Annotated in this window: 27 protein-coding genes and 1 tRNA gene; 14 read left to right on the forward strand and 14 right to left on the reverse strand. The window is 60.4% G+C overall.

Features of this window, described 5'->3' with window-relative positions; genetic code table 11:
• Nucleotides 1-49: 49 nt before the first annotated feature.
• Nucleotides 50-772 carry an SDR family NAD(P)-dependent oxidoreductase gene (locus ACFOGH_RS11070; protein ID WP_380073130.1) on the forward strand — a complete coding sequence of 241 codons (723 nt, stop codon included), beginning with the start codon at nt 50-52 and terminating at the stop codon, nt 770-772.
• 6 nt (nt 773-778) lie between these two features.
• Here the strand turns inward: ACFOGH_RS11070 and ACFOGH_RS11075 are convergent, their stop codons facing one another.
• Nucleotides 779-1537 carry an MBL fold metallo-hydrolase gene (locus ACFOGH_RS11075; RefSeq protein ID WP_380073131.1) on the reverse strand — a complete coding sequence of 253 codons (759 nt, stop codon included), beginning with the start codon at nt 1535-1537 and terminating at the stop codon, nt 779-781.
• 35 nt (nt 1538-1572) lie between these two features.
• On the opposite strand from ACFOGH_RS11075, the gene ACFOGH_RS11080 reads away from it, so the two are divergent.
• Together ACFOGH_RS11080 and ACFOGH_RS11085 are read left to right on the forward strand one after the other, a co-directional pair.
• On the forward strand, nt 1573-2706 hold the full coding sequence (locus tag ACFOGH_RS11080) for an aminotransferase class I/II-fold pyridoxal phosphate-dependent enzyme (protein WP_380073132.1): 1134 nt from the start codon (nt 1573-1575) through the stop codon (nt 2704-2706).
• A gap of 76 nt (nt 2707-2782) precedes the next feature.
• Nucleotides 2783-3403 (forward strand): hypothetical protein, encoded by a 621-nt coding sequence (locus tag ACFOGH_RS11085; protein ID WP_380073133.1) that lies wholly within the window; start codon nt 2783-2785, stop codon nt 3401-3403.
• A 218-nt stretch (nt 3404-3621) separates the two neighbouring features.
• Here ACFOGH_RS11085 and ACFOGH_RS11090 read toward each other — a convergent pair.
• From ACFOGH_RS11090 to ACFOGH_RS11105, 4 genes are all read right to left on the reverse strand, one after another.
• Nucleotides 3622-3698 (reverse strand) — tRNA-Arg (locus ACFOGH_RS11090).
• Nucleotides 3699-3808: 110 nt separating this feature from the next.
• Entirely contained in the window at nt 3809-5230 is a 1422-nt protein-coding gene (locus ACFOGH_RS11095) for a sensor histidine kinase (RefSeq protein ID WP_380073134.1), read from the reverse strand.
• A gap of 63 nt (nt 5231-5293) precedes the next feature.
• Nucleotides 5294-6703 (reverse strand): dihydrolipoyl dehydrogenase family protein, encoded by a 1410-nt coding sequence (locus ACFOGH_RS11100; RefSeq protein ID WP_380073135.1) that lies wholly within the window; start codon nt 6701-6703, stop codon nt 5294-5296.
• Complete coding sequence (locus ACFOGH_RS11105; RefSeq protein ID WP_380073136.1) at nt 6704-7399, reverse strand: TVP38/TMEM64 family protein; 696 nt, start codon at nt 7397-7399, stop codon at nt 6704-6706. It lies immediately after the preceding gene.
• 261 nt (nt 7400-7660) lie between these two features.
• Here ACFOGH_RS11105 and rpmH point away from each other — a divergent pair, with 261 nt between their 5' ends.
• The 7 genes from rpmH to yihA all read left to right on the forward strand — a co-directional run bounded on the left by rpmH (nt 7661) and on the right by yihA (nt 13559).
• Nucleotides 7661-7795, forward strand: coding sequence for a 50S ribosomal protein L34 (gene rpmH / locus ACFOGH_RS11110; protein ID WP_380073137.1), 135 nt, complete (start codon nt 7661-7663; stop codon nt 7793-7795).
• Between the two features lie 56 nt (nt 7796-7851).
• A complete protein-coding gene (gene rnpA, locus ACFOGH_RS11115) occupies nt 7852-8265 on the forward strand; it encodes a ribonuclease P protein component (protein ID WP_380073138.1) in 414 nt (137 codons plus the stop codon).
• Entirely contained in the window at nt 8262-8510 is a 249-nt protein-coding gene (gene yidD / locus ACFOGH_RS11120; protein WP_380073139.1) for a membrane protein insertion efficiency factor YidD, read from the forward strand. The genes rnpA and yidD overlap by 4 nt, the downstream gene beginning before the upstream one ends.
• A gap of 167 nt (nt 8511-8677) precedes the next feature.
• A complete protein-coding gene (locus ACFOGH_RS11125; protein ID WP_380073140.1) occupies nt 8678-10222 on the forward strand; it encodes a putative bifunctional diguanylate cyclase/phosphodiesterase in 1545 nt (514 codons plus the stop codon).
• Nucleotides 10223-10360: 138 nt separating this feature from the next.
• Nucleotides 10361-12163 (forward strand): membrane protein insertase YidC, encoded by a 1803-nt coding sequence (yidC, locus tag ACFOGH_RS11130; protein WP_380073141.1) that lies wholly within the window; start codon nt 10361-10363, stop codon nt 12161-12163.
• A complete protein-coding gene (locus ACFOGH_RS11135; RefSeq protein WP_380073142.1) occupies nt 12160-12906 on the forward strand; it encodes an MOSC domain-containing protein in 747 nt (248 codons plus the stop codon). The genes yidC and ACFOGH_RS11135 overlap by 4 nt, the downstream gene beginning before the upstream one ends.
• Nucleotides 12903-13559 carry a ribosome biogenesis GTP-binding protein YihA/YsxC gene (yihA, locus tag ACFOGH_RS11140; RefSeq protein WP_380073143.1) on the forward strand — a complete coding sequence of 219 codons (657 nt, stop codon included), beginning with the start codon at nt 12903-12905 and terminating at the stop codon, nt 13557-13559. Before ACFOGH_RS11135 ends, yihA begins: the two co-directional genes overlap by 4 nt.
• A 12-nt stretch (nt 13560-13571) precedes the next feature.
• On the opposite strand, the gene ACFOGH_RS11145 is transcribed toward yihA, so the two are convergent.
• Nucleotides 13572-14303, reverse strand: a complete 732-nt coding sequence (locus ACFOGH_RS11145; RefSeq protein ID WP_380073144.1) for an SDR family NAD(P)-dependent oxidoreductase — start codon at nt 14301-14303, stop codon at nt 13572-13574.
• 227 nt (nt 14304-14530) lie between these two features.
• Here ACFOGH_RS11145 and argB point away from each other — a divergent pair, with 227 nt between their 5' ends.
• The 3 genes from argB to ACFOGH_RS11160 all read left to right on the forward strand — a co-directional run bounded on the left by argB (nt 14531) and on the right by ACFOGH_RS11160 (nt 16646).
• Nucleotides 14531-15409: an acetylglutamate kinase gene (gene argB / locus ACFOGH_RS11150; protein WP_380073997.1), complete on the forward strand. Its 879-nt coding sequence runs from the start codon at nt 14531-14533 to the stop codon at nt 15407-15409.
• Nucleotides 15410-15504: 95 nt separating this feature from the next.
• The gene (locus ACFOGH_RS11155) at nt 15505-16146 is read left to right on the forward strand and encodes a ferredoxin (RefSeq protein ID WP_380073145.1); all 642 of its coding nucleotides are present in this window, start codon (nt 15505-15507) and stop codon (nt 16144-16146) included.
• Nucleotides 16143-16646, forward strand: a complete 504-nt coding sequence (locus tag ACFOGH_RS11160) for a SixA phosphatase family protein (protein ID WP_380073146.1) — start codon at nt 16143-16145, stop codon at nt 16644-16646. The genes ACFOGH_RS11155 and ACFOGH_RS11160 overlap by 4 nt, the downstream gene beginning before the upstream one ends.
• A gap of 168 nt (nt 16647-16814) precedes the next feature.
• Here ACFOGH_RS11160 and ACFOGH_RS11165 read toward each other — a convergent pair whose 3' ends face one another.
• From ACFOGH_RS11165 to ACFOGH_RS11200, 8 genes are all read right to left on the reverse strand, one after another.
• Complete coding sequence (locus ACFOGH_RS11165) at nt 16815-17594, reverse strand: amino acid ABC transporter ATP-binding protein (protein ID WP_380073147.1); 780 nt, start codon at nt 17592-17594, stop codon at nt 16815-16817.
• Between the two features lie 16 nt (nt 17595-17610).
• Entirely contained in the window at nt 17611-19125 is a 1515-nt protein-coding gene (locus ACFOGH_RS11170; RefSeq protein ID WP_380073148.1) for an amino acid ABC transporter permease, read from the reverse strand.
• 1 nt (nt 19126) lies between these two features.
• Entirely contained in the window at nt 19127-20386 is a 1260-nt protein-coding gene (locus tag ACFOGH_RS11175) for an amino acid ABC transporter permease (protein WP_380073149.1), read from the reverse strand.
• A 142-nt stretch (nt 20387-20528) separates the two neighbouring features.
• Nucleotides 20529-21545 carry an amino acid ABC transporter substrate-binding protein gene (locus ACFOGH_RS11180; protein WP_380073150.1) on the reverse strand — a complete coding sequence of 339 codons (1017 nt, stop codon included), beginning with the start codon at nt 21543-21545 and terminating at the stop codon, nt 20529-20531.
• A 233-nt stretch (nt 21546-21778) separates the two neighbouring features.
• Nucleotides 21779-22486 carry an ATP12 family chaperone protein gene (locus ACFOGH_RS11185; protein ID WP_380073151.1) on the reverse strand — a complete coding sequence of 236 codons (708 nt, stop codon included), beginning with the start codon at nt 22484-22486 and terminating at the stop codon, nt 21779-21781.
• Nucleotides 22483-23526 carry an RluA family pseudouridine synthase gene (locus ACFOGH_RS11190; protein WP_380073152.1) on the reverse strand — a complete coding sequence of 348 codons (1044 nt, stop codon included), beginning with the start codon at nt 23524-23526 and terminating at the stop codon, nt 22483-22485. Before ACFOGH_RS11190 ends, ACFOGH_RS11185 begins: the two co-directional genes overlap by 4 nt.
• Entirely contained in the window at nt 23523-23900 is a 378-nt protein-coding gene (gene crcB / locus ACFOGH_RS11195; protein WP_380073153.1) for a fluoride efflux transporter CrcB, read from the reverse strand. The genes ACFOGH_RS11190 and crcB overlap by 4 nt, the downstream gene beginning before the upstream one ends.
• Before the next feature lie 96 nt (nt 23901-23996).
• Nucleotides 23997-25319: a replication-associated recombination protein A gene (locus tag ACFOGH_RS11200; protein WP_380073154.1), complete on the reverse strand. Its 1323-nt coding sequence runs from the start codon at nt 25317-25319 to the stop codon at nt 23997-23999.
• Nucleotides 25320-25448: 129 nt separating this feature from the next.
• On the opposite strand from ACFOGH_RS11200, the gene ACFOGH_RS11205 reads away from it, so the two are divergent.
• A complete protein-coding gene (locus ACFOGH_RS11205; RefSeq protein WP_380073155.1) occupies nt 25449-26096 on the forward strand; it encodes a hypothetical protein in 648 nt (215 codons plus the stop codon).
• Nucleotides 26097-26277 lie beyond the last annotated feature (181 nt).

A 26277-nucleotide genomic window follows, 5' to 3' on the forward strand; every position in this document is an offset into this window, starting at 1 on the left:
TGATCTCTGGCATGCTGCGACAGGTAGCAATTTTCGGATAGGATGATCCATGACAAGAATAGCCGTCGTGACCGGTGCTGCGGGAGGACTGGGCCGCGCTATCAGCGCCAAGCTGTTGGCAGATGGGCTGCATGTGATCGGGCTGGATATTGATGAGGCGGGCCTGGCCAGCATGGCGCAGGCCGGTTTTACTGGGCATGTGACGGACCTCAGCGATGCCTCGGCAATCACTGACATATTCACTGTAATCGCGCGTGATCGCGGCGGCATTGATGCTTTGGTGAACAACGCCGGCACATGCTTTATGTCAGACTTTCCTGACATCCCGGCACAAGAGCTGGATCGGCAAATGGCAATCAACTTCTCGGGCGCGTTTCATTGCAGCCAAGCCGCAATCAAGCTGATGTCAGGCCGTGCGGGCGTGCGAAAGATCGTCAATATATCGTCGAATGGCGCTTACAACTTCGATGTGTTCGATCCGCCGCATTACCGCGCGTCAAAGGCCGCGCTTGACACGCTGACCAAGGATTTGGCACGCCGCTACGCGCGCGACAAGATTGCCGTCAACTCCCTTGCCCCAGCGATGACTGAAACGCCGCTGTTCAAGGTGTTGACCGATGATGTCCTCGCCCGCGCCATCGCCGCCATGCCGCATGGCCATGCGATGCAGCCCAGCGAGGTGGCCGCTTGGGTCGGCTTCCTGATTTCGGCCGCTGGGGATATTTGCAGCGGCAATGTGATCATCCTCAATCAAGGGCGCGATGTAAGATGATCGGGGTCAGGTAAACCATTCGGGAGCCTTGCGCAGCACCGGCCATTGCTGCGGGCTGTGGCCAAATATCACTTCGGCCCCCTTGGCGCGGGCAAGTTCCATCAGCCGCGCACCGTGGTGGATCGCCAGAGGCACATCCCACGACCCCGCGAACCCCTCGTCGATCTCACTGGCGCGGCTGATCGCATCCGAGGTCAGCAGCATCCAACCGGTCTGCGGCAAGGCAATCATGAACGCGAGTTGGCCCGGCGCGTGGCCGGGGCAGAGCAACACGTCAAACCCCTCGCCCAAGCTGAAATCCTGTGTCACCAGATGATAGTCGCGGTCCGGCCACTCCATCGCCTGTTTACCTGACCAATACATCGGGCGCGGCAAATCGCGCTCGGCCTTGGCGATCAAGATCGGTACACCGGGGAAGCCGTCCATATGGCCGACATGATCAATATGGGTGTGGCTTTGGATCATCAGCGTTACATCCGCCTTGCGTAGGCCCAGTTCGGCAAGCTGCGCCTCGGGGGTGTTTTCTGGCGTGATCTGAAGCACCCGACCAAAGCTGCCTAAGGCATCTTCCGCGGTCGCAGCTTCGGCATCCACAGTGTATTTTACCGGAAATCCCGTGTCGATCAGCACCACTTCGCCCGCATCGGTCTGCACTGCAAAGCCGCAAATGCCGATCGTGCGCGGGCCGGAATGCACCTCGAACAGCCCGTAATCCAAGACTGCCAGCCGAATGGGTTTCCCCTTTAGCCTTATCTGTTCCATCATAGGATACCCCCCGGCAGATGAAGCGGAGAGCCTGCTTGAAAGTCAAGATACACACCCTGTTCCAATACTTGCTGGAAACCACCGAAGCCGCACCCGAGGCCATCGTCGGCTTTTCGCTGTCGGGTTCGCCAAAGTTGGGCGATTATCTGGATGATCTTGACCCAAACCAGTCGCTTGACTGGAACGGCCGCGATTTTCGCGGTTTGCCGGACCTGCGGGAACACGTTCTGGCTCAGGCTCGGCTGACCGACATCTGCACGCCCGCCGATGTGCTGATCACCGCCGGTGCCGCCGAAGCGAACTATCTTGCGATCATACAGCTTCTGCAACCCGGCGAGCGGATCGTGATCGAAACCCCCGGCTGGCCGCAGGCCGAAGTTTTGGCGAAAGCCAAAGGCGCCGAGATCGTCAAAGTGGCGCGATCCGAAGCCGAAGGCTGGCGCTTGCCGCTGGATCAGCTAGCGGCAGCGGTCACACCCGGCACCCGGATGATCTTTCTGACCAACCCGAACAACCCGACCGGCGATCTAATGAGCGCCGCCGATCTTGCCGAGGTTGTCGCCATCGCTGATCGAGTCGGGGCATGGTTGCTGGTGGATGAGGTTTACGCCGGGCTGGAATGGCGCGGCCCTCGTGCGCCGTCGGTCGCAGGGCTGTATGCGCGCGGCATCACAACAGGATCAGTCAGCAAGGCGCTGGGCTTGCAAGGTTTGCGCACCGGTTGGCTGATCTGCCGCGATGCCACTCTCATGCGTGACGCACTTGTCCTACGCGAAAACTCCAGCGAAATCATGAACATCATGGGCGAGGTGATTGCCGAGATCGCCATGCGGCCCGCGCGCTACCAAGCTGCGCTTCAGCGTGCGCGGACGGAAGGAGCCGCCAATCTGGCGCAGATGACCGCCTGGGTCACGGCCGAGCCAAATCTGTCGTGGGTGGAGCCCAAAGCCGGCCTGATCGGGCTCGCGCGCCTGCCCGATGGCGTTGACAGCGACGCTTTCGCACGGTTTCTGCTGGCCGCTCCCTATCGAACATTCCTGTTGCCGGGCAGTGCCTATGACCTGCCACAGCACATCCGGCTGGGGGTTGGCGGTGGTGCCGCAGTGCGGCTGCAAGACGGGCTGGACCGCCTGTCACAAGCGCTGCACGACTGGCCGGTTGATTACTAGGGCGCAACCTGACTGACGGCTTCCCACATACACAGAAGACGAAGCGCGAAGGAGAGCCCGGTCAATTCTTCAGCAGATGTTTGAGGGCATCGACCCTCGCAACGTGAAGCGGGAAGACGAAGCTATGTCCGTAACGCTGCGGCAGGTGGCGAACGCTTATTTCGCCCGCCCCGGCATGTTGAAGGAAAGCACGCGTCGGGAAATGGATCGCCATATCGAACAGGTTTTCGAGAAGTGGAAGGACCGCCCAATCGCATCACTCACGGAGAAGGAATGCCGTAAACGGTTCCAAGAAATGGCGACTAAGGGGCTTCGCGGCAAGGGACCAGCACCCGTGCAAGCTACCATCGCGTTCACCACACTCCGCACTCTTTGCAACTGGGCAGGCAATGAGTATCGGAAGCAAGACAGCTCACCTATCATTGCGGTGAATCCCGTCGCCAATCTAAAAGCAGACATGAAGCGACATGCAGGGGAACCGAAAGATCGGCGTGTGGAGCTGGAGCACATTGGCATCTTTTGGAATTGGCTCCAAGAAACACGTGGCAAGACGAATGAGCGGTTGGCGCGGGCGGGGTTGTGCGGTTGCGAATCTGTGATCGCTGCAAGATGCGGATCGAATAACGAAACCCCTCGCGAGTGTCCCATGCACGCACCGAGGGTCCGGGCTAGTGCCTTCAGCGCCCGGCGGAGATAGGAAACCGAGCCTTCGTGACAAACATCGGACCCAGCAGCGGGGTTGGCTACTCTTTGCCGATCTGACGCTGTAGCACCCTCTGCCACAAGGCAGGGGGTGTTTGCTTGATCGGGATTCGGATGGGGGTGGGCGAGGCTAGCATAGCGCTAGCATGAAATAAAAACCACAATGCAGACGCTCATCGCGCGCCGCTAACCCATTGTTTTTATTAGGAAAAGTGGTGGACCCAGAGCGATTCGAACGCCCGACCCTCAGATTCGTAGTCTGATGCTCTATCCAGCTGAGCTATGGATCCACTCTTGCGGCTGCATTTAGCTGCCCCTGCCGGGCATTGCAAGGGCGAATACGCTGCGAAATGCAACTTGCTGCGCAAAGTTCACGGCAAGCCCTGAACTCCCTGCGTAATCAGGCTGCAGAACCGATGGCCTTGGGCAGGTGGATCAGAAATTCGGTGCCATCGCGATCCGTGCGGGCAAGTTCCAGACGGCCGCCATGGCCGCGGATCAGTTCGGCGGCAATCGCAAGGCCCAAACCCGTGCCACCTTTGCGCGCACCGCCCTGAAATGCCTCAAACAAATGCTCGCGGGCCTTTTCCGGCAGGCCGGGGCCAGTGTCACCCACCCTGATCCACCATTCCGCAGCGGTTTCGCCAGCCGAGATTTCGATGCTGCCCTCGGCCCCAGTGGCTTCAATGGCCTGACGCGCGTTGCGCACCAGGTTGGACAGCACTCGGAACAACTGATCGTAATCGGCATGGATCACCAAAGCCTCGGGCACTTCGATCAGGCAGGTGACAGAGCCTTCATCCGCAAGCCCCTCGGCTTCGGCAACATCCTCCGCCAGCGGGGCCAAGGCCACTTCGCGCAGTTGTGGCGGCGATTCTTCTGCCTTGCCAAAAGCCAAGGTTGATTCGCACAGCGCCACCGCCCGCGCGATGGAGCCGACCAGCTTGGGCGCGGCACGCACGACCATTGGATCGGTGCTGCCCTCTATCCTGTCGGCGAAAAGCTGCGCCGTGGTCAGGATGTTGCGCAGATCATGGCTGATCTTGGCCACAGCGCCGCCCAACTGCGCCAACCGCTCCTTTTGCCGCAGCGAACCTGTCAACTGGGTCTGCATCGCATGCATGGCTTCCTCGGCGTCGCGCAACTCGACCACCGAGGCATTGGGGGCAATGACCCGGCGCGCATCTTCTGGGGCCTCGGCATAAGCGGTCATGTGATTGACCACCCGGCGAATCGGCAACACGATCAGCCGCTGCACCGCCAGAAACAGAAACAGCGCAGTGACACCCGAGATCAGTGCCGACAACACCAGTATCCGCCCGCCATAATCCAGCATCGCGCGCCGCATCGGCGCGGAATCCATCGTGATTTCAATCAAAAGCCCCGCCGACTGCACCGGATAGCCGATCACGCGGATAATCTGGTCCTCAGGGTCCAGCAGGCAGGCAAAAGCATCGCGGATCAGCGTCCAAGGTCCCGCCTCGCGCAGATCGAACGTATCGGCAATCGGCTTGGGAATCGGCGAGGACAGCACCAGTTGCCGCACTTCATCGCGGCGCAGTACGACGTTGTAAACCTCGGCATTGGCCAGCAGTTCTTTCTCCAACGCTGGCGTCACCATGTCTTCGGCCGCAAGCTGCGCCAAGGACGCGATCTGCGCCTTTTCCAACCGGAGTGTCAGAAAATCGGCGCGAAAGCGGGCGATGGAGGGCACGAAGATCAACACTTCGGCCAGCATGACAAAAGCTACCGTCAAGGCCAGAAAGCGGCCTGACAGGGTGTTCAAGAATCCGCCCCGTCCCGCTGCCACGCTTCCGGTCATCCTCTGCCTATAAACACTCTGGAAAGATCAGGGCATCGCTGCCCCAGCCTATCCAAACGCAGCTTATGGCAAAAACCGTTGAACCAGCCGCACCACGCGCTTCACGGCTATGTTATCAAAGAGTTTCGGCGAGAAATAGGCCCCTGCTGCACGCTTGGAAATCTCTCCGCGCGTCGGGTAGGGCGCGATGATCGATGCCAGTGCACCAACCTTCAGACCCGCGCTCATTGCCAGCGCCCATAGCCCAACCAACTCGCCTGCTCCGGCACCGACAATAGTCACACCCACCGGGCGACCCTTGACCAACATCAGTTTCAGAAAGCCCGCGGTCTTGCCATCTGTCACTGCGCGGTCGTTGTGCAGAAACTCTTGCCGCAGCACTTGCAAGTTAGGATGGTGCTTGCGCGCATCGGCCTCGGTCAGCCCAACCTGCGCAAGTTCAGGGTCAGTATAGGTGACGGTGGGCACAATGACCGCCTGCTTCGCGGGCAGACCGAACAGCATCTGCCGGATCACCACACCCGCATGTGCCCCCGCAACATGGGTGAACTGCAATCCACCCGAGACATCGCCCACCGCATAAATCCGGCGGTTGCTGCTGCGCAGATTTGGTCCAACGGTCACGCCGCGCTCGGTGAAAGCAACTCCGGCAGCGGGCAAATCCAGCGCCTTGATCGCAGGCGTGCGCCCCGTCGCGATCAGCAGATGGGATCCGGCCAGCGTGGTGCCATCGTCCAGCACAGCCTCCAGCCCATCCGGAAGCGGGCGCAAGCGGGCGATGTTGCGGCCTTCCAGCACCGAAACCCCTTCATCGCGCAGCGTGGACAGCACCAGCGCTGCGGCTTCCGGGTCGTCGCGGCCCAGAACCTTGCTGCGCGCGATGACCGTCACAGCACAGCCCAAGCGCCGATGCGCCTGCGCCATTTCCATCGCAATCGGGCCGCCCCCCAGAATCAGCAGATGCGCGGGCCGCTCTAGCTGAGCGAAAATAGTCTCATTGGTCAGATAGGGGATGGTCTCCAGCCCCGGAACCTGAGGAATCATCGGATGCGACCCGGTGGCGATCACAAACCGCCGCGCGCGGATGATCTTGCCGCCCGCCTCGACTTCGCGCGGGTTCACAAAGCGTGCGTAGGCCCGGATCACCTGAACGCCAAAGCCTTCAAAGCGTTCCTGACTATCCACCGGCGCGATCTGCCCGATCACGGCTGCAATCTGAGCTTTGACAGCGGCAAAGTCGATCTGCGGCTCAGCCCCCGCCACGCCGGGCGTCCCCGTACGGTTCGACTGCGCTACCCGCCCCGCCGCCAGCAGCGCTTTGGATGGCACACAGCCGAAATTCAGACAATCGCCACCCATCGCAGCGCCTTCAATCAGCACCACTTTTGCCCCCATCTGGGATGCCCCAGCGGCCACCGACAACCCGCCCGAACCCGCCCCAATGATGCAGATATCCGTCGAAATCCGCTCCATTCAGCGCCTTTCCTTGCGTTTCTTCAACCAAATCGGCAATGCCGACAACGCCGCCAACGCCAACAGCGGCAACAGTATGGGTGCAGAAAAAATCACCCCCAAATCAGGCCGCTCACCGCGCGCAAACACCTCGCCCAGACCTGCGCCAACCGATGTGAACACAAATGTCCCCGGAATGATGCCAAAGAATGTCGTCACCGCAAACGGCAGCAAGCGCACGCCGACGATGGCAGGCAGCAGATTGGCCAGAACGAAGGGCAGCGCAGGCACCAGCCGCATGATGAAAAGCGCCGACCATTGATTCTCACGCAGCGCCGTCTGCACGCGCGAGGCTGATCCCCCCTGCAGCCGTTCCGCCAAGGTCGCGCCAAAACCAGCCCGCGCCGCTAAAAAGATGCCAATCGCCCCGACGCTGGCTGCAATCACATTGTAAAGCGTGCCGGGGAACAGCCCGAACAGAAAACCGCCAGTCAGGGTGGCAATCGTCGCCCCCGGCAGGCTGAGTCCAACGATGACCACATATACGCCGACAAACAAAAGGCTTGCCGACAAGAAATGCGCGTCACGGTAGGCCAGCAATGCCTCGCGGTTCTCAGCCAAAGCTTCAAACGACAACCGTTCGCGCAGAAACACTGCGCCGACAACAGCGGCACAGAGAATCAGAGCAATCGGGATCAGGCGGGTGCTTCGGGTCATGGTCATCCTTTAGCTCAACTTGGTCGGATTGCCCTTTCCGCGCCAGTCGCCTCACGTCGGGTTGATCAGGTTCGGCAAATCAGCAATGTAAAGCTGCGGATTTGTAACAATTTAGCCGGTGTGATCAGCCATGATCGGCAAATGTTGCAGAATTCTCGCAGGACGCGCGTTGACTTACTGCTTATCCCCCCCTAAAGACCGGGCTTCAAGTTTACGCCGTCGAATCTTGTGGTTCGCCGTGCCTGTCTGATGGAGACCGCGATGAAGCGCACTTTTCAACCGTCGAACCTGGTTCGCACCCGCCGTCACGGCTTCCGCGCCCGTATGGCAACCAAAGGTGGCCGTCTTGTGCTGGCAGCGCGCCGCGCCAAGGGCCGCAAGAAGCTGTCGGCTTAATCTCTGACAGGCGTTATCTCTGACTGGCCCTGCGGGGCCGGATGCAGGAGTAAACCATGACACCGCCGAAGGTATCGGACATTGGCACCACCGCCGAAGCGTCCGAAGCGCCTCCGGCGGTTTCCGTTTGTGTTGAAACCATGAAAAACCGCCCGGACTACCTGCGCACCGCCCAGGGTCGCAGGCAGGGCACGGGCAGCTTTCTGTTGCAGGGCCGGGCACGCGGCGATGATCAACCGCTGGTGCGCATCGGCTTCACCGCTTCGAAGAAAATCGGCAACGCCGTGGCGCGCAACCGTGCCAAGCGCCGGATGCGCGCTTTGGCGCGACAAGTCCTGCCATCCCTTGCGCGCCCCGGCTGGGATTACGTGTTGGTAGCCAAGCCCGATGCAACAATAGCGCGCGATTACAAAGACATGTTATCAGACCTGGCCTCTGCACTGGCCTCGGTGCACCGGACGCGGACATGACACCGCTGGCGCACATCGTGGCCCTGCCCGTGCGCGCCTACCGCCTGCTGCTGAGCCCATGGGTCGGCCACGGCTGCCGCTTTCAACCCACTTGCTCGGCCTATGCCATGGAAGCGCTGGAGCGTCATGGCGCCGCAAAGGGCGGCTATCTGATGGTGAACCGCATCTGCCGCTGCCACCCATGGGGTGGGCACGGCTACGATCCCGTCCCCGGCGCAGACCCCGACTTTGATGCCAAGGGATAAGGCATATCGACGGCAGATTTGATGGGCACATCGTTAACAGATAGTAGAACATTTAGTGAAAATCGTCTGCAACTTTGGGGTGAGAATTAACTTTCCGAATAGGCTGTTTGGCTAATCTGGAAGAAGTCGAGGTGCTATTGCCTCTGATTGAAAACAGGGCTGGTCCGATGGTTTCACGCGTTTTCGCCGCAATCTGTGCAGGATTTATCCGCGTCGGGGCACTGTTGCGCAGACCAGAAGCGTTCGTTTTCCTGCCCGCGATAACTCTGGCCGCGTTCTGGCTGGGGGGGGAGCGTGATCTTATCCTGATCGCCTTGGGCGCGCCCCTTTTGTTCGCCATCTCTGGCGCGGTACGGCCAACCGACGCCCAACCAGATCAGTTGCAGGTGTTGGACGGCCTGTCGCTACGGGCGCAAATCGTTGGCACGTTGGACGCAACATTGCGCGAATCACATCTAAGCGGGCGCACGACAACATGTTTGGTGCTTCAATTCGATATGGCAGAGCGTATCGTCGAACTGCACGGCCGCGCCGCTCAAACCGAAGTGCTGGCGCGCTCGGCAGAACGTATCTGCGCTTCGTTGCGCGCAGGCGATGTGGTGGCGCGGCTGGAAGGCGGCGGATTTGCCGTGGCGCTGGCCCCCGTCCGGCGACTGGATATCGAAACGGTGGTGCAGGTGGCTGCCCGGTTGCAATCGGCACTCTCTGCGCCAATCAGCCTCAATGCCACACGGCTCTACGTCACTTGTTCCATCGGATTTTGCATGGGCAACCGTGCGCCAGAACCAAACGGCGCAAGTCTGCTGAACGCGGCCCAAATCGCCGCTGACGACGCCCTGCGCCACGGCCCAGGTGCCATTCGCAGCTTTTCCGAGGATATGGCCGCAACCCGCGCCGACCGTGACGCGCTGCGGGATGAACTGGAACACGCGCTGGACGAAGGGCAGATCCGGCCGCATTTTCAACCGCAGATTTCCACCCACACCGGCGCAATCTCGGGGTTTGAGGCGCTCGCGCGATGGTATCACCCCGATAAGGGGCTGATTCCGCCCGCAGAATTTCTGCCGATGATCGAGGATGCTGGTTTAAGCGAACGCCTCGGCGAAGTCATCCTATATCACGCCCTTTCTGCCCTCGCCCGCTGGGATCGCGCCGGGCTAAATGTGCCAACGGTTGCCGTGAATTTCTCGGCGCAAGAGTTGCGCAATCCCCGGCTGGCTGAAAAGCTGAAATGGGAACTGGACCGTTTCGATCTAGCGCCGAAACGGCTTTCAGTTGAAGTGTTGGAAAACGTCGTCGCCCAAACCGACAATGACATCATCGTCGCCAACATCGCGGCACTGGCTGCCTTGGGCTGCGGTATCGATCTGGACGATTTTGGCACGGGGCATGCCTCGATCACCTCAATCCGCCGCTTTGCAGTGCGCCGCATCAAGATTGACCGCAGCTTTGTGGCCAAACTCGACGAAGATCGCGAACAGCAAAAGATGGTGGCCGCCATATTATCGATGGCCGAACGTCTGGGGCTGGAAACCTTGGCCGAAGGTGTCGAGACCCCCGGCGAACATGCGATGTTGTCACAATTGGGTTGCGGGGATGTGCAAGGATTTGGCATCGCGCGCCCCATGCCGGTCGATGAAACGCTGGAATGGATCGCCCGCCATCGCGCCAAGGTCGGGGCCATTCCACGCATCGGGTCGCGTGCGCGGTGACGACAAATCGCCGCGAGCCCCGGGAATTGCGCGGCAAACCCAAGCCCAAGCCCTGCTAAAAGGGGAAAACCGCTTGACCTTTGCGCCCCCCTATCGTTGAACCACGCCTGACCCTGAACAGGAATGGTGCTTGTCCCGATGGACGATCAAAACAAGAATCTCATCCTCGCAACCGTACTCAGCTTTCTGGTGATCCTTGGTTGGTTCGTCGCAGGCCCGATGCTTTTCCCGCAATGGTTCCCAGCCGAGACCCAAGCGACCGAGCCTTTGGCCGCTGTGCCCGACGCCCCGACAACCACCGCGCCTGCCGGCACCGTCGCCTCGACCGAGCCTTTGCCGGATGCGCCGCGTCTGACCATTGATACGCCGAAACTGTCCGGCTCAATCTCGATGCTCGGCGGGCGGTTTGATGACCTGTCGCTGAAAACGTATCATGAGACTATCGAGGCAAACTCGCCCACCGTCAAACTGCTGTCACCCGTGGGACAGACGACGCCTTATTATGCGGTCTTCGGCTGGGCTCCGGGAACCGGCCTGTTGGCGGAAGACGTGCCCGGAGCGAAAACTGAATGGAAGATTGCGTCTGGCGGCACCTTGTCCGCCGGTCAGCCGGTGACTCTGCAATGGGAAAACACCAAGGGACTGAAATTCCTGCGCACCATCGCAGTGGATGAAGACTACATGTTCACCGTCACGGATTCTGTACAAAACACCGGAACTGCTGCTGCCAATCTGTATTCCTATGGCCAGATCATTCGCCAAGGCCTGCCGCAACTGCAAAACATCTATGTGGTGCATGAAGGTCTGGTGCGGCGCACCGACGGCAGCTTGGAAGAGCTGAAATATTCCAAATTCGCCTCGATGACCCCGAATGAGCGCGAAGGCTTTCCTGCCGAAGTCACCGAAGCGGCCACCGATGGCTGGATCGGCTTTACCGACCACTACTGGATGACAACCCTCGTCCCCGAACAGGGCAAACCCTACACCGCAGTGGCAAAATATCTGCCCGGATCGGATATCTATCAGGCCGAGGTGCGCCAGCCGCTGATGACGGTGGCCCCCGGTGCGACGATGCAAACCACCACCCGGATGTTCGCAGGCGCGAAAGAATGGGAAACCATCCGCGCCTATCAGGACAAGGACGGCATCGCAGGCTTTATCGACTCGATCGATTGGGGCTGGTTCTTCTTCCTGACCAAACCGATCTTCGTCGTGCTGCATTGGCTGCACGGGCTGATCGGCAACATGGGCCTCGCGATCATCGGGCTGACGTTCATCCTGAAACTTCTGGTGCTGCCGCTGGCGTATAAATCCTACGTCTCGATGGCGCGGATGAAAGAATTGCAGCCCGAGTTGGAGGTGCTGAAAGAGCGCGCCGGCGACGACAAGCAAAAGCTGCAAAAGGACATGATGGCGCTGTATAAAGAGCGCAAGGTCAATCCGGCGGCGGGCTGTCTGCCGATCCTGATCCAGATCCCGATCTTCTTCTCACTGTATAAAGTGATTTTCGTCACCATCGAATTGCGCCAAGCGCCGTTCTTTGGATGGATCAAAGACCTGTCTGCCCCGGATTCGTCGTCACTTTTCAACCTGTTCGGGGCTTTGCCTTGGGCGGCCCCCGCGCCGCACACCCTGCTGGCCACGATCTTCATCGGCGTGCTGCCTATCCTGCTGGGCATCACGATGTGGCTGCAGCAGAAACTGAACCCGGCCCCCGCTGATCCGGTGCAGCAGCAATTGTTCGCTTGGATGCCGTTCGTGTTCATGTTTATGCTGGGCGGTTTTGCCAGCGGCTTGGTGGTGTATTGGATCACAAACAATACCATCACCTTTGCGCAGCAGTATCTGATCATGCGCAGCCACGGCCACAAACCGGATATCTTCGGCAACATCAAATCTGGTTTTGCCAAGAAGAAGCCGGTTGAGGTTGCCAAGAAATGACAGGGCGACTGGCGCAGATTTATCGCCACCCTATCAAAGGACACGGACGCGAAGCCCTCGCGTCCGTTCGTCTTTTGGCGGGCGCGTGTATGCCGTGGGATCGCCATTGGGCCGTCGCACATGAGGCGGCCAAGTTGGTGCCGGGCTGGAACCGCTGCGTGAATTTTGCGCGGGGGGCCAAGGCTCCGGCCCTGATGGCGATCACCTCGACGCTGGATGAGGCGACGGCGACCGTCACCCTGCACCACCCGGAGCGTGGTGAGATCCGGTTTCGCCCAGATAATACGGCCGACCTGCCCCGCTTTTTGGAATGGGTGACGCCCCTCAACCCACCGGATCGCGCGCAGCCGGTGTCGATTGTCTGCGCGGGGCGCGGCATGACCGACACCGACTTGCCCGCGCTTTCCATACTGTCCACGGCCTCACTGGCCGATCTTTCGGCAAAGATGGGTATATCGCTGTCGCAGGATCGCTGGCGTGGCAATCTGTGGCTGGATGGTGTGGAGCCTTGGGCCGAACTCGGTTGGGTCGGCAAACATCTGGTGATCGGGCACACCGTATTCCGAATCGAGGAACGCATCGAGCGGTGCAGCGCCACCACGGTTGATCCCGAAACCGGCAAGGTCAATGCCCCGACCCTGACCGCCTTGAACACACATTTCGGCCATCAGGATTTCGGGGTTTACGGCGTGGTCGTGGAAAGCGGGCCGGTTGCGGTCGGCGATGAATGGAGATTGGCATGACAAGCCTGCAATTCACCTTGGCACCCGAGCCGGAACCCTTTGCCCGCGAAACCGGCCGTCTGCTGTTCGCTGGCCCGGTCGATTTCGTCAAAGGCGTCGTCGCGATGTCGGGCCTGCCCGAACCGGATCGGCTGGAGGTTTGCTTTGCAGGCCGCTCGAACGTCGGCAAATCCAGCCTGATCAATGCGCTGACCGGGCGGAAAAACCTTGCCCGCGCCTCGAATACGCCGGGGCGGACGCAGGAAATCAACTATTTCGCCTTGGGCGAGATGAACCGTTTCCTCGTCGATTTGCCGGGTTATGGCTATGCCGAAGCCCCGAAGCCGGTTGTGGCGAAATGGCAGGCGCTGCTGAAATCCTATCTGGCGGGGCGGCAGACCCTGCGGCGGGCGTTTGTGCTGATTGATACACGGCATGGCGTGAAGGCGGTGGATGAAGAAATCCTGACCCTGCTCGACAAATCTGCGGTGACGTTTCAGGTGGTGATGACCAAGGCCGACAAGGTTTCTACGGCAGACCGTGACGCGTCCATCGAGCAGGTCAAGGGGGCCATCGCCAAACATCCCGCCGCCTACCCCGAGATTGTCGTGACCAGTTCTGAAAAGGGCGATGGGATCGAAACCCTGCGGGCGATCATCGCGACTCTGGTCTGAAAGCCTGCGCTTTCAGACGTGCTGGCCGCCGTTGATCTGAATTTCGGTGCCCGAGATATAGCTCGACTGATCCGAACACAGGAACCAGATCGCGTCGGCCACCTCTTTGGTCTGACCCAAGCGGCGCATCGGCAGTTGCTCGACAATCTTGTCAGTGCCGGGCGAGAGGATGGCCGTTTCAACCTCGCCGGGCGCGATGGCGTTCACCCGCACTCCCAGCGGGCCAAAATCATGCGCCATTTCGCGGGTCAGGGCGGCAAGCGCCGCCTTTGACGTGGAATAGGCCGCCCCCGCAAACGGATGCACCCGGCTGCCCGCGATGGAGGTCACGTTTACCACCGAGCCCTGGGCCGCGACCAGTTCGGCTTGCAGGCCACGGGCGAGGATGACGCTGGCGAAGAAGTTGACGTGAAACACCTGCCCCCAAGTGCGCAGGTCGGTCTCCAGCGTGTTCAGCCGCGCGCCTCCCGTGCCTTTCGGGGAAATCCCGGCATTGTTGACCAAGGCGTGCAGCTTGCCGTTAAGTTTCGCCTTGATCGTCTCGATCGCGGCGATGGTTTTATTGGGGTCGGCGAGGTCGATCTGGATATGGTTTTCCTCGCCCCCCGGCCAGGGGCAGCGGGGATCGAAAGGTTGCCGCGAACAGGTCAGCACCCGCCAGCCTTCACCACCAAAGCGTTTGACGGTCGCATGGCCGATTCCGCGGCTTGCGCCTGTCAGGACGAGGGTTTTTTGCTCGGTCATGCGGGTCTCCTGCTTTGCGGTCAAGCTAGGGCATTGACGGGCGAATGCAAGGGTGTCCACGCGTGGACCATCTCGGCGCATTAGTGATTTCAATTACTTAACACAGGGTCATTTACCACTATTTAACCTTTGCTCAGACACAAAAGCTTTGCTTGGCAGGGGGGCGCAAAGGGGCTATCACGCGCAAAATCACCGGAGTCTTCCCTATGCAAAAGCAGACCCTGACCATGACCGATGCCAAGACCACCGCCAAAATGCTGTCCGAGGCCCTGCCCTATCTACAACGCTTTGAAGGCGCAGTGGTGGTGGTGAAATTTGGCGGCAATGCGATGGGCGACGATGCTGCGATGGCGGAATTTGCTCGCGACGTGGTGCTGATGCGGCAGGTCGGGGTGAACCCGGTGGTCGTGCATGGCGGCGGGCCGATGATCAACGAGATGCTGAACAAACTGGGCATCAAATCGGAATTCGTGCGCGGCAAACGGGTGACGGACAAGGCGACGGTCGAGGTTGTCGAGATGATCCTGTCGGGTCTGGTCAACAAGCGCATCGTGCAGGCGATCATGGATGCGGGCGGGCGCGCGGTGGGGATTTCCGGCAAGGACGACGATCTGATGGTCTGCGTCGCCGATGACCCGGAACTCGGCTTTGTCGGCCGCCCGGTGGAGATGAATGTGCAGGTTTTGCGCGATCTTTATAACGCCGGCATCATCCCGGTGGTGGCCCCGGTGGCCACCGGCATGGCGGATAATGAGACCTTCAACGTCAACGGCGACACCGCTGCCGGGGCGATTGCGGGCGCGTTGCAGGCGGATCGCCTGCTGCTTTTGACCGACGTGCCGGGGGTGAAGAACGCGGCTGGCGAGGTGATGACGCAGATCACCCCGGATGAAATCCGGCAGATGACGGCGGATGGGGTGATCTCGGGCGGGATGATCCCGAAAACCGAAACCGCGCTGATGGCGATTGAGGCGGGCACGCGGGCGGTGACGATCCTTGATGGGCGGATTCCGAATGCCTGCCTGCTTGAGTTGTTCACCGATCACGGCGCGGGGTCGCAAATCCGCTCGACCGTGCCGCGCGTGACGCCGCGGGTGAAGCGCTAAGGCTTCATCTTGGCCCAAATACTCCCGCCGGAGGCTCTTAGGCTTGCGTCGGATGCCTCCGGCGGGAGTATTGGGACCAAGCTGAAGAGGACAAAATGCTGGCTGAGATCGAGGCGATGGCGGCGCGGCACTTTCTGGCGGTGCTGGGTGGATTCACTTGCGACGATGAGGCGGGGTTGCCAGCCGGGACGCGCTCGGTTCTGTTGTTGGGGCCTTTGGAGCCGGGGTATTGGCCGCATATCAAGGCGGAGCCTGAGTGGCTGGATGCGAAATCCGATCCGATTGATCGCTGGTCGCGGCGGGTGATTGGAAGCATGGCCTGCGATCTGGCGGCGAAGGCGCTGTTTCCGTTTGGTGGCGCGCCCTATCATCCGTTTTATCAATGGGCGCTGCGGACGGGGCGGGTGTGGGATAGCCCGGTGCGGTTGCTGGTGCAGGCCGAGCAGGGATTGCTGGTGTCGTTTCGCGGCGCGCTGGCGTTGAAGGAACGGGTTGAGGTGGCGCGCGCGGTGTCGCCTTGCGAGGGCTGCGCGCGGCCTTGTCTGGATGCTTGCCCGGCGGGGGCGTTGGGTGCGGCGGGTTATGATGTGCCAGCCTGTCACGCGTATTTGAGCGGCGCAAGTGGCGGGGATTGCATGAATTTCGGCTGTGCGGTGCGACGGGCTTGCCCGGTGTCGCAAGGCTATGCAAGACTGGCGGAACATTCGGCCTATCACATGGGAACATTCCACACATGAAACGCCTCATCCTGACCCGCCACGCCAAATCTGCCTGGGACGACCCGCTGACGCCGGACCATGACCGGCCCTTGAATGAGCGGGGGAAGGCGGCGGCGGCGGATCTGGGGCAGTGGCTGGCCTCTCGCGGGTATGTGCCGGGCAAGGTGCTGTGTTCGGACGCGGTCAGGACGCGGCAGACCTGGTCGGGGATCGCCCCTGCCCTGCCTGCGACGCCGCTGATGGAGCTGAAACCGGCGCTGTATCATGCCGGGGTGGATGTGATGCTGGCGGTGCTGCGGCACGCGCAGGCGGATGTGGTGATGATGATCGGGCACAATCCGGGGATTGCCGAATTTGCCGATAAACTGGTGGCGCAGGCCCCGCTGAACCCGGAGTTTTCGCGGTATCCGACGGGGGCGACACTGGTCGCGGATTTTGCCGTGGATTCGTGGGATCAGGTGGGCTTTGGGCAGGGCGTGACGGTGGATTTCGTGATCCCGCGGGAGATGGTGGTTTAGAGTGGTCCCAACTCGGGACCTTTTTATATCATTTTAGATCAAGTACTTAGGGTGGCCGATTTAAGGAAGTTTTAACACTTTCGCCACCCGGACAGAAAAAAGGCGCCCATGGCAGGGGCGCCTTTCTTTTTTTTGCATGTCCTGGTGCGTGCGAGCACGCACGCTACATCAATGGCCGAGAATCTGGCTGAGGAACAGCTTGGTGCGATCCGATTGCGGGTTATTGAAAAACTCACGCGGTTCGTTCTGCTCGACGATCTGGCCTTGGTCCATGAAGATCACCCGGTTTGCCACCGCCTGCGCGAAGCCCATTTCGTGGGTGACGCAGAGCATGGTCATGCCTTCTTCGGCGAGGGAGATCATGGTGTCGAGCACCTCTTTGATCATCTCGGGGTCGAGGGCCGAGGTCGGCTCGTCAAACAGCATGATGCGTGGCTTCATGCAGAGCGAGCGTGCGATGGCGACGCGCTGCTGTTGCCCGCCGGAAAGCTGGCCGGGGTATTTATGCGCCTGCTCGGGGATTTTCACCTTGCTGAGGAAATACATCGCGGTTTCCTCGGCCTCTTTCTTCGGCACCTTGCGGACCCAGATCGGGGCCAGCGTCAGGTTCTCGAGGATCGTCAGATGCGGGAACAGGTTGAAGTGTTGGAACACCATGCCGACTTCCGAGCGCACCTTGTCGATGTTCTTAAGGTCTGAGGTCAGTTCGGTGCCGTCAACGACGATCTGGCCTTGCTGGTGTTCTTCCAGCCGGTTGATGCAGCGGATCAGGGTGGATTTGCCGGAACCAGAGGGGCCGCAGATGACGATGCGTTCGCCCTTATTCACGGTCATGTTGATGTCGCGCAAGACGTGGAAGGTGCCATACCACTTGTTCATATTGGCGATCTGGATGGCGATCTCATCCGAGACTTTCATCTTGCTGCGGTCGATTGCGGGGTCTGCCATGATGTAAGTCCTTGATTTAGCGATGATCAGTCTTCAGCTTGTTCTCCAGATACATCGAGTATCGGGACATGCCGAAGCAGACGAGGAAGAAGATGGCGCCGACGAAAATGTAAGGCTCCCAGTAGATGCCTTTCCACGCGATGTCGGCGCGCACGATTGTGGTGATGCCCCTGAGCGGGTCGGCGAGGCCGACGAAGGACACCAGCGTTGTGTCTTTGAACAGGCCGATGAAGGTCGACACGATGCCGGGGATCGAGATTTTCAGCGCTTGCGGCATGATGATCAGCCGTTGCGCCTGCCAGTAATCCAGACCCAAAGCGTCGGCGGCTTCATATTGGCCGCGTGGCAGGGCGGCGAGGCCACCGCGCACCACTTCGGCGTTATAGGCGGCCGAGAAGATGGTGACGAGGATGACGACGCGCAGGATCAGGTCGAATTTGGTCTGCGGCGGCAGGAAGTATTGCAGCAGCAGGCTGGCGGTGAACAGCATGGTAATCAAGGGCACGCCGCGGACAAATTCGATGAAGCCGACCGAGAGGGTTTTGACGAGGAACATGTCCGAGCGACGACCGAGGGCGAGCAGGATGCCGAGGGGCAGCGAGATTGAGATCGACGAGACGCCGATCACGAAGGCCAACAGGAAGCCGCCGAATTTGTCGGAGGGGACGTAGACAAGATCGAACGGCAGCAGGCCTTGCCAAGATTCCGAGACGTAGGATTGCAGGAACAGCCACCACAAGCAGGCTGACAGAAAGCCAAGGCTTGCGCCCATGACCGGGCCGAGTTTGGGGGCGACAAAGCCGTAAACCACGACCATGACGACAAAGCCGAGCATGGCGGTGATCGGACCCCAGATCGAACCACCCCACATCATCCACAGCGCGAGGAAGGGGAAGAAAAGGGTGATTCCCAGCAGGAGCCGTGGGCGGATCGCAGCAATACCCGTGCAAACGAGCATCAGCGCTGCGACAAGCGCGATGACGAGTTTTGAGTGATCGACCATGGGATCGGTAATCACGATTGCAGGTTTGGTAAGTAGGATCGCGGGGTCGGTGAACAATTCTTCAGCCGTAAGGCTTACACATATCACAGTCAGCACGCCGACCACGCCGCAGAGTTTCGACATCGCGGATTTGTTGTCGGCGTAAAGCACCGGCGCGAGGGCCACGAACAGCAGGCCGAAGGTCAGGATCGGGCGCCACCACAACTCGGGCGGGTAGAAGCCGAAGATGAACTGCGGCCAACGCTCGCGGATCATCGCCCAACAGGCGCCCGAGGCATCGGGGCCAGCTTTGGCGGCGACGGCGGCGCGGCAATCGGCCATCGAATTTGCGCCGCTCCAGACGCCATTGGCGAGCCACGGCCAGGAGAGGCTGACCAGCTCGAACAGCACCCAAGCGGCTAGCAGCGTCAGGATGGTGTTGAACGGGCCTTTGAACAGATTGTCGCGCACCCAGCGGATTGCGCCGCTTTGCGAGGCGGGCGGGGCTTGCGGGGCAACCATGTCTTTGCGGACATAAAGCAGAGCCATCTTAACGCTCCTTCAGTTTGACAGAGGCGTTATAGGCGTTCATCACCGCAGAGATGATCAGGCTGATGATCAGATAGATCAACATCATCAGGGTCATACATTCCAACTCGCGCCCGGTTTGGTTCAGGGTGATGCCGCCAAGGGTGCCGCGCAGGTCAAGATAGCTGACGGCGATGCCAAGCGAGGTGTCCTTGGTCAGCGACAGATATTGCGAGATCAGCGGCGGGATGATCACCCGCAGGGCTTGCGGCAGGATCACGAGGCTCATGGTGCGACCGGGGCGCAGGCCAAGGGCGGCAGAAGCCTCGGACTGGCCTTTGGCAATGGCTTGGATACCGGCGCGGACGGTCTCGGCGATCACCGAGGCGTAGTAGAGGGTCAGCGCGATGGTGAGGGCGGTGAAGGAATGGGCGATGTTCAGCCCGCCCTTGAAGTTGAAGCCCTTGAACACCGGGTAATCCCAATGCAGGCCCATGGCGAACAGCAGCGCTGTGACGGGGACGATCAGGATCAGCAGCGATTTCCACCAGATCGTCGGGCGGATGCCGGTGGCCTCTTGCGTGGCCTTGGTGCGGCGGCGCAGCAGGATATTGGCGTAGATCGAGGCAATCACCACGGCGATCACCGCCAGCAAAGACAGGCTGATCGGCATGAAGCCGATGTTGAACGTGGGCAGCGGATGCGTCAGCATCGGATAGGGCACGTTCATGCCGCGGTTGGTGATGGCGACGGTGTCGAAGAAATTCATCTGGGCTTGCGAGGTGCCGTCAACGATCTTGAAGGCTTTCGGCTCGGGCCGGGTTTCGGAAAACACCACGTAGACGAGGATGATCCACAAGAGCAGCGGCACGTTGCGGAAAATCTCGATGTAGACGGTCATCAGCCGGGCGACGAGCCAGTTTTTCGACAGCCGCAGCACACCAATGATCACCCCCAGCACGGTGGCCAGCACACAGCCGACGAAGGCGACGACGAGGGTGTTGCACAGACCAACCAGCAGCGCGCGGAAATGGGTGTCGTCGTTGGTGTAGGGGATCAGGTGCTGGTCGATGTCATAGCCGGCACGGTTCCACAGGAAGCCAAAGTTGATGTCTTTGTCCTTGGCGGCAAGATTCTCGATGGTGTTGTTGGCCAACCATGCCACACCCAGCGCGAACAGGATCAGAACGATCACTTGAATGGTGTAACTGCGGTAGCGGGTGTCGTAAATCAACATGCCCAACCGAAAGTTTGCTTTCGGTGGCTCGGTCGCGAGCGTCATATATATTCCCCCTGCCCTGCCGCTGCCGGACTTTTGCCGGTCGTTTGGGGTGGTCCCCTGCGGTCAGGTGATGTGCCGGATCAAGATGAAGTGATCTTGTGAACATCGGGCGCGGCTTTCGCCGCGCCCGATGGCGTAGATATTACCGGAACGGCGGAGCGTATTGCAGACCGCCCTGGGTCCACAGAGCGTTCAGGCCACGGGCCAAACCGATCGGGGTCGAGGTGCCGATGTTGGCTTCAAAGATCTCGCCATAGTTGCCCGAAGCGGCGATTGCGCGCTTGGCCCATTCTTTGTCGAGACCCATCATCGCGCCCAGATCACCTTCGAGGCCCAGCAGACGCTTGACTTCCGGGTCGGTGGTCGAGGTGCCGACGGTATCGATGTTGGCTTTGGTGATGCCTTTCTCTTCAGCTTCGAGCAGTGCGTAATAGGTCCAACGCACGATATCGCCCCAGTTGTTGTCGCCATGGCGCACGACCGGACCGAGCGGCTCTTTCGAGATGATTTCCGGCAGGATGATGTGATCAGCCGGGTTTGCCAGCGAAGCGCGCGAAGCAGCCAGACCCGAAGCGTCCGTGGTGTACGCGTCGCAAGCACCGGCGTCATACTGGCGCAGAGCTTCCGAATCGTCGCCGACGGTGACGGGGGTGTAGCTGATGTTGTTGGCTTTGAAGAAGTCAGCCAAGTTCAGCTCGGTCGTCGTACCAGTCTGGATGCAGACGGTGGCGCCATCGAGTTCTTTCGCCGAGGAAACGCCCAGCTCTTTTTTCACCATGAAGCCTTGGCCGTCATAGTAGTTCACGGCGACGAAATCGAACTTGAGGTCGGTGTCGCGCGAATAGGTCCAGGTCGAGTTGCGGATCAGCACGTCGACTTCGCCCGAAGCCAGCGCGGTGAAGCGGGTTTCGCCGGTGGTCGGCACGTATTTCACTTTGGCAGCATCGCCCAGAACGGCAGCGGCGATGGCTTTGCACAGGTCAACGTCGAAGCCTTTGTAGGCGCCGGTTGCATCCGGGGCACCGAAGCCGGTCAAACCGACGTTCGCGCCGCAGATCAGCTCGCCACGGGCTTTCACGTCATCCAGCGTGCCGGCAAATGCCGAGCCCGCCAAGACCGTGGTGGCCGCGAGTGCGCCGAAGAATACGGATTTTTTCATTCTTACCTCTTGCTGTTTCCGCCCGTTTTTCGGGCGAAGGTTATATGCCCTGCAGGTGTTGCAGGTGCTCTCCCATGTGACGACAAGCGTCGCCAGTGTCAGTGATACTCGGACATAGCTGTGCAATCGGTCAAGCAAAACTGCCAATATAGCGGATTTTACCGCTATCACACCGCTTTGGGGCGGTCAGACAGACAGAATGCGCAAAGATGGGGCGATGTGGGAGAAGATTGTTACCCGCACAATGCGAAAAAACGTGCCGCTTCGGACATTGCCTGCCGTTTAAGCGATTCTAATGCCTCGGCCTCTTCATCGACACCCCAGAGTTCGGCCTGCCAGGTCTCGTCGATTCGGCTAAGGCGCCAGGCTTCGTCCAGCGACAGACGCCCGCGCGTGACGGCAAGGGCAAGGACAAGCGAGCCGGAAATTGCAATCAAATCATGCACGGCGGCCAGTTGGAACGGCGTGAAGGCGTGAACCTGCGCGGCCAGTTTGGCGATGGAAGCTTCGGGTTGGCGGATGTGCATGACGCCTGCGGTGGCGATCAGCGGCGCTCGCAGGGCGGCAGCGGACCAAGCCAGCAAAGGATCCCATGCGTCGGCTTGGCGGTCGATCAGTTCCTGCGGGCTTGTGGCGCGGTAGCAGAGCAGATCGGTTTCGCCATAACGGGCAAGATCGCCCGCCACTTCGGCAAAATTTACCGCCACATTGTCGATGGCGGAATTGGCCGCGCGGGTGGCGGGCATGGTTTCAGGGCGCACCCTGCCCTGCTGCGCGTCCCACTCGGCGGCGATGACTTCGGCCATCGCCATAGTCGGCAATACGAGGGCGCGCTTGGCCGGGGTTTTCACCGCACGGCCATCAAGGCTGACGGTGAAGCCTCCCGTGCAGGGTTCGGCAAGGGCTTGTTTCCAAAAGCGTTTGGCCGTCCAAGAACTCATTCAGCGCGCCCCGAGAACGGATCGGCGGGCACATCGTTTTCGCCCCAATCGAGGGTTTTCCAGGTGCGCGCCATATGTTCGGGCAAGGGGGCGGTGAAGGTCATCATCTTCTTCAGAATCGGATGTTCGATGGTCAGCATGCGGGCGTGCAGGTGCAGCTTGCGGCTGATGTCGCCGCCGATGCTGGCCCCCCAACCGTCGCCCATATTCTCGGTGCCTGTCGGGCCATATTTGCTGTCGCCCAAGATCGGATGGCCGATTTCGGCCATGTGGGCGCGGAGTTGGTGGGTGCGACCGGTGACAGGCTCCAGCGCCATCCACGACAGCCGGGTGCCAAGGAACCAGAGGGTGAAATAATCGCTCTGCGCGCGTTTGGCATCGGGGTAATCGGCCATTTTGGCGGGATGGATGCAGATCATCTTCTCGTCGCCATACTTGCCGCCGGCGGATTTCTGCAGCCCGTATTTGATCGAGCCTTGCCGGGGGTGCGGCACGCCTGCAACGGCAGCCCAGTAGATCTTGCGGGTCAGGCGGTGGCGCAGGGCTTCGGAAAGCGCACGCGCAACGCGGTCGGTGCGGGCCAGCATCAGCAGGCCCGAGGTGTCTTTATCAAGGCGATGCACCAGTTTGGGGCGGTCTTTGTAGCCGAATTTCAACGCCTCGGTCAGGCCATCGACATGGCGGTCGCCTTGGCCGGAACCGCCTTGGCTGGGCAAGCCCGGGGGTTTGTTGAGGATGATCATATGCTCATCCTTCCACAGCACGGCGTTCTGGATCATCTTTTCATCCGCCGCCGAATAGCTGCCGGCGCGGCGCTGAACCGGGGCTGCGGCCTCGGGCAAGGGTGGGATGCGGATGGTCTGACCGGGCACGACATGATCGGACGCTTTGCAGCGGCTGGAATCGATGCGGACCTGCCCCGTGCGGCACATCTTTTCGACATGGCCTTGGGTGACTTGCGGAAAGCGCTTTTTGAACCAGCGGTCGAGGCGCTGTTCGCCATCAGCTTCGGAAACGGTGATCAGTTGAACGTCGCTCATGCGAGGGCTCCACGGGCTAGATAAATTCCGGCAGCGAGGGCCGCGAGGGAAAGCAGGATGCTGGCCGCGACATAGGCAAGCGCGGTAAGGGTCTGGCCGCGTTCCCACAGGGTAAATGTGTCAAGCGAGAACGCCGAGAAGGTGGTGAAGCCGCCAAGAATGCCGGTCATCAGAAACGGGGCAAGGGCTGTGCCGCCCTTTTTCGCCAGCGTGACCACCAGCAGCCCCATGACAAAAGAGCCGAGGATGTTGACGAACAAGGTAGCGTAGGGAAAGCCCGGCCCGAACAGCCGCATCGCGCCGACATTCGAGAGATAGCGCAGGGACGCGCCGATTGCGCCGCCGAGGGCGACTTGGGTGAGTGTGGTGAACATCAGGTTTCATTGGGCCGAGGGGGCGGATTTGTCAACGGCAGAGCGGGGGCCAGCCCCCGCACCCCCGGAGTATTTCGGCCAAGATGAAGCGGCGGGTCAGGGATCGTTGCGTTTGGCGCGGAGTTTGGCGAAATAGTCGATGCGCTTTTTCAGATCGCGCTCAAACCCACGTTCGGGCGGATTGTAGTAGATCGGGCGCTTCATGCCGTCGGGGAAGTAGTTTTGCCCCGAAAAGCTGTCTTCGGCGTCGTGGTCATAGGCATAGCCCGCGCCGTAGCCGATGTCTTTCATCAGCCGCGTCGGCGCGTTGCGGATGTGCAGCGGTGGCGGGTGGCTGCCGGTTTCGCGCGCGGCGACGCGGGCGGCTTTGTAGGCGGTATAGACCGCGTTGGATTTGGGGGCGAGGGCGAGGTAGACCAGCGCTTGCGCCAGTGCCAGTTCGCCCTCGGGCGAGCCGAGGCGTTCGTAGGTGTTCCAGGATTCGAGGCAGATCGCTTGGGCTTGTGGGTCGGCGAGGCCGATGTCTTCGACCGCCATGCGGGTGATGCGGCGGGCGAGAAAGCGTGGGTCTTCGCCGCCTTCCAGCATCCTTGCGAACCAGTAAAGGGCAGCGTCGGGATCAGAGCCGCGCACCGATTTGTGCAGGGCCGAGATCAGGTTGTAATGCTCTTCGCCTGATTTGTCGTATTTGCTGGCGCGGCGCATCAGGCGGGTGGAGAGTTGCGCGCGGTCGAGCGGTTTGTCGAGCTTCCACGCGGCGATTTGTTCGATCAGGTTCAGCAGGGCGCGTCCATCGCCGTCGGCCATTTCGATCAGCGCCTCACGCGCATCGCCGGTCAGCGGCAGCGCGCGGTTGAGTTCTTTCTCTGCGCGTTGGGTGAGGCGTTCGAGGTCGGTGAGGTCAAGCCGTTCCAGAACAATGACTTGCGCGCGGGAGAGCAGCGCGGCGTTCAGCTCGAAACTGGGGTTTTCGGTGGTGGCGCCGACCAGAAGGATGGTGCCGTCTTCCATATAGGGCAGGAAGCCGTCTTGCTGGGCTTTGTTGAAGCGGTGGATTTCATCGACGAACAGCAGGGTGCCCCGACTGCCTTGGCTTCCGTTCTGGCGGCGGATCTTGGCGGATTCGAAGACTTTGCGCAGGTCTGGGACGCCGGTGAAGATCGCCGAGATTTGCACGAAGGCAAGGTCGGATTGGTCGGCCAGAAGGCGGGCGATGGTGGTTTTGCCGACGCCGGGCGGGCCCCAGAGGATCAGGGATGAGAGGGAGTGCGCGGCGAGCATCGCGCCGAGGGGGCCATCGGGGCCGAGGACGTGGGATTGGCCGATGACCTGCGAGAGGTTCTGCGGCCGCAAACGATCAGCCAAGGGGCGCGGGGGCTCTGGCTGCGGTTTGCCGGGGGTGTCGAAAAGGTCTGACATGGGGGGAGTTTACGCTGGCTGGGCAGAAGGGGGAAGGCGGATTGCATGGTGGAACGGTGAGAACGGCAACCTAGCTAGTGGCGCAGAAGCCGTGTAACCTGCGGCGCAAATGTTAGATGAGTTTGCTTAATGACCAAATCAGTTGCTGAAACCATCGCCCATCTAGAGCAGCTTATAAGAGATAAATACGATCACTTGGGCTTCATAGAAGCACAGAATGGTGCCTACAAAACTGGACACGTGCCACATGTTGCTCCGCTTGCCTATTTATGCATTCGCTATGCAGGATTGGACGAGGTTGGAATCGGCAACGCAGAACGCGAATGTGAGCGATACATTTCTGAGCCATATCGCGAGTTGCTCGGCCACATGAATGGGGCGCGGCTGCTGGGTATCTCATTACATGGAGGAATTGGGGGCTTTGTAGACAGATCAGTTATAGGCATCGGGAACCCAGTTAGCCTTCGGTATCAAAATGTCCATGGGCGCCCAGATTACATTCCGAACGGCCACTTGGGAATTGGGGCGATCAATGGCCCTTGGTTCTCGCAGGGGCATCTCTATCTGACCTCAAGTGGTGGGGTTGAGATGTTCAATGCAAGGTTCAACCTGATCGGCGCACGTTGGCCTTCTCTTGCTGTGTTTCTGCTAGACGAAGTCTCACGACGCTTTTCAATATACGATGACGAAGGTCGAATACTGGAAAACTCTAAATTGCTCCCTGGGGACGCAGACGATTGGGAACGGCTTGCACAAGAGGCTCAGAAAGAAGACTAGAAAAAGGAAAAAGGCTTCCTCGGGCGTTTGTGAAACTTGGCTCGTCGCAGGTGATTGAAGTATCTTTTTCGCCCCCCTGTGTTGGCAACGATAAAACGAAAATAGTGAAGTTGCCGAAGGGCCTGCAATCCATCCCAAGGCCTACCATCCCTATTGTCTCGCGTAGTTGAGCTACCCCGCC

It is taken from the genome of Cypionkella sinensis (assembly GCF_042646385.1).
GTDB classification, from domain to species: Bacteria; Pseudomonadota; Alphaproteobacteria; order Rhodobacterales; family Rhodobacteraceae; genus Cypionkella; species Cypionkella sinensis.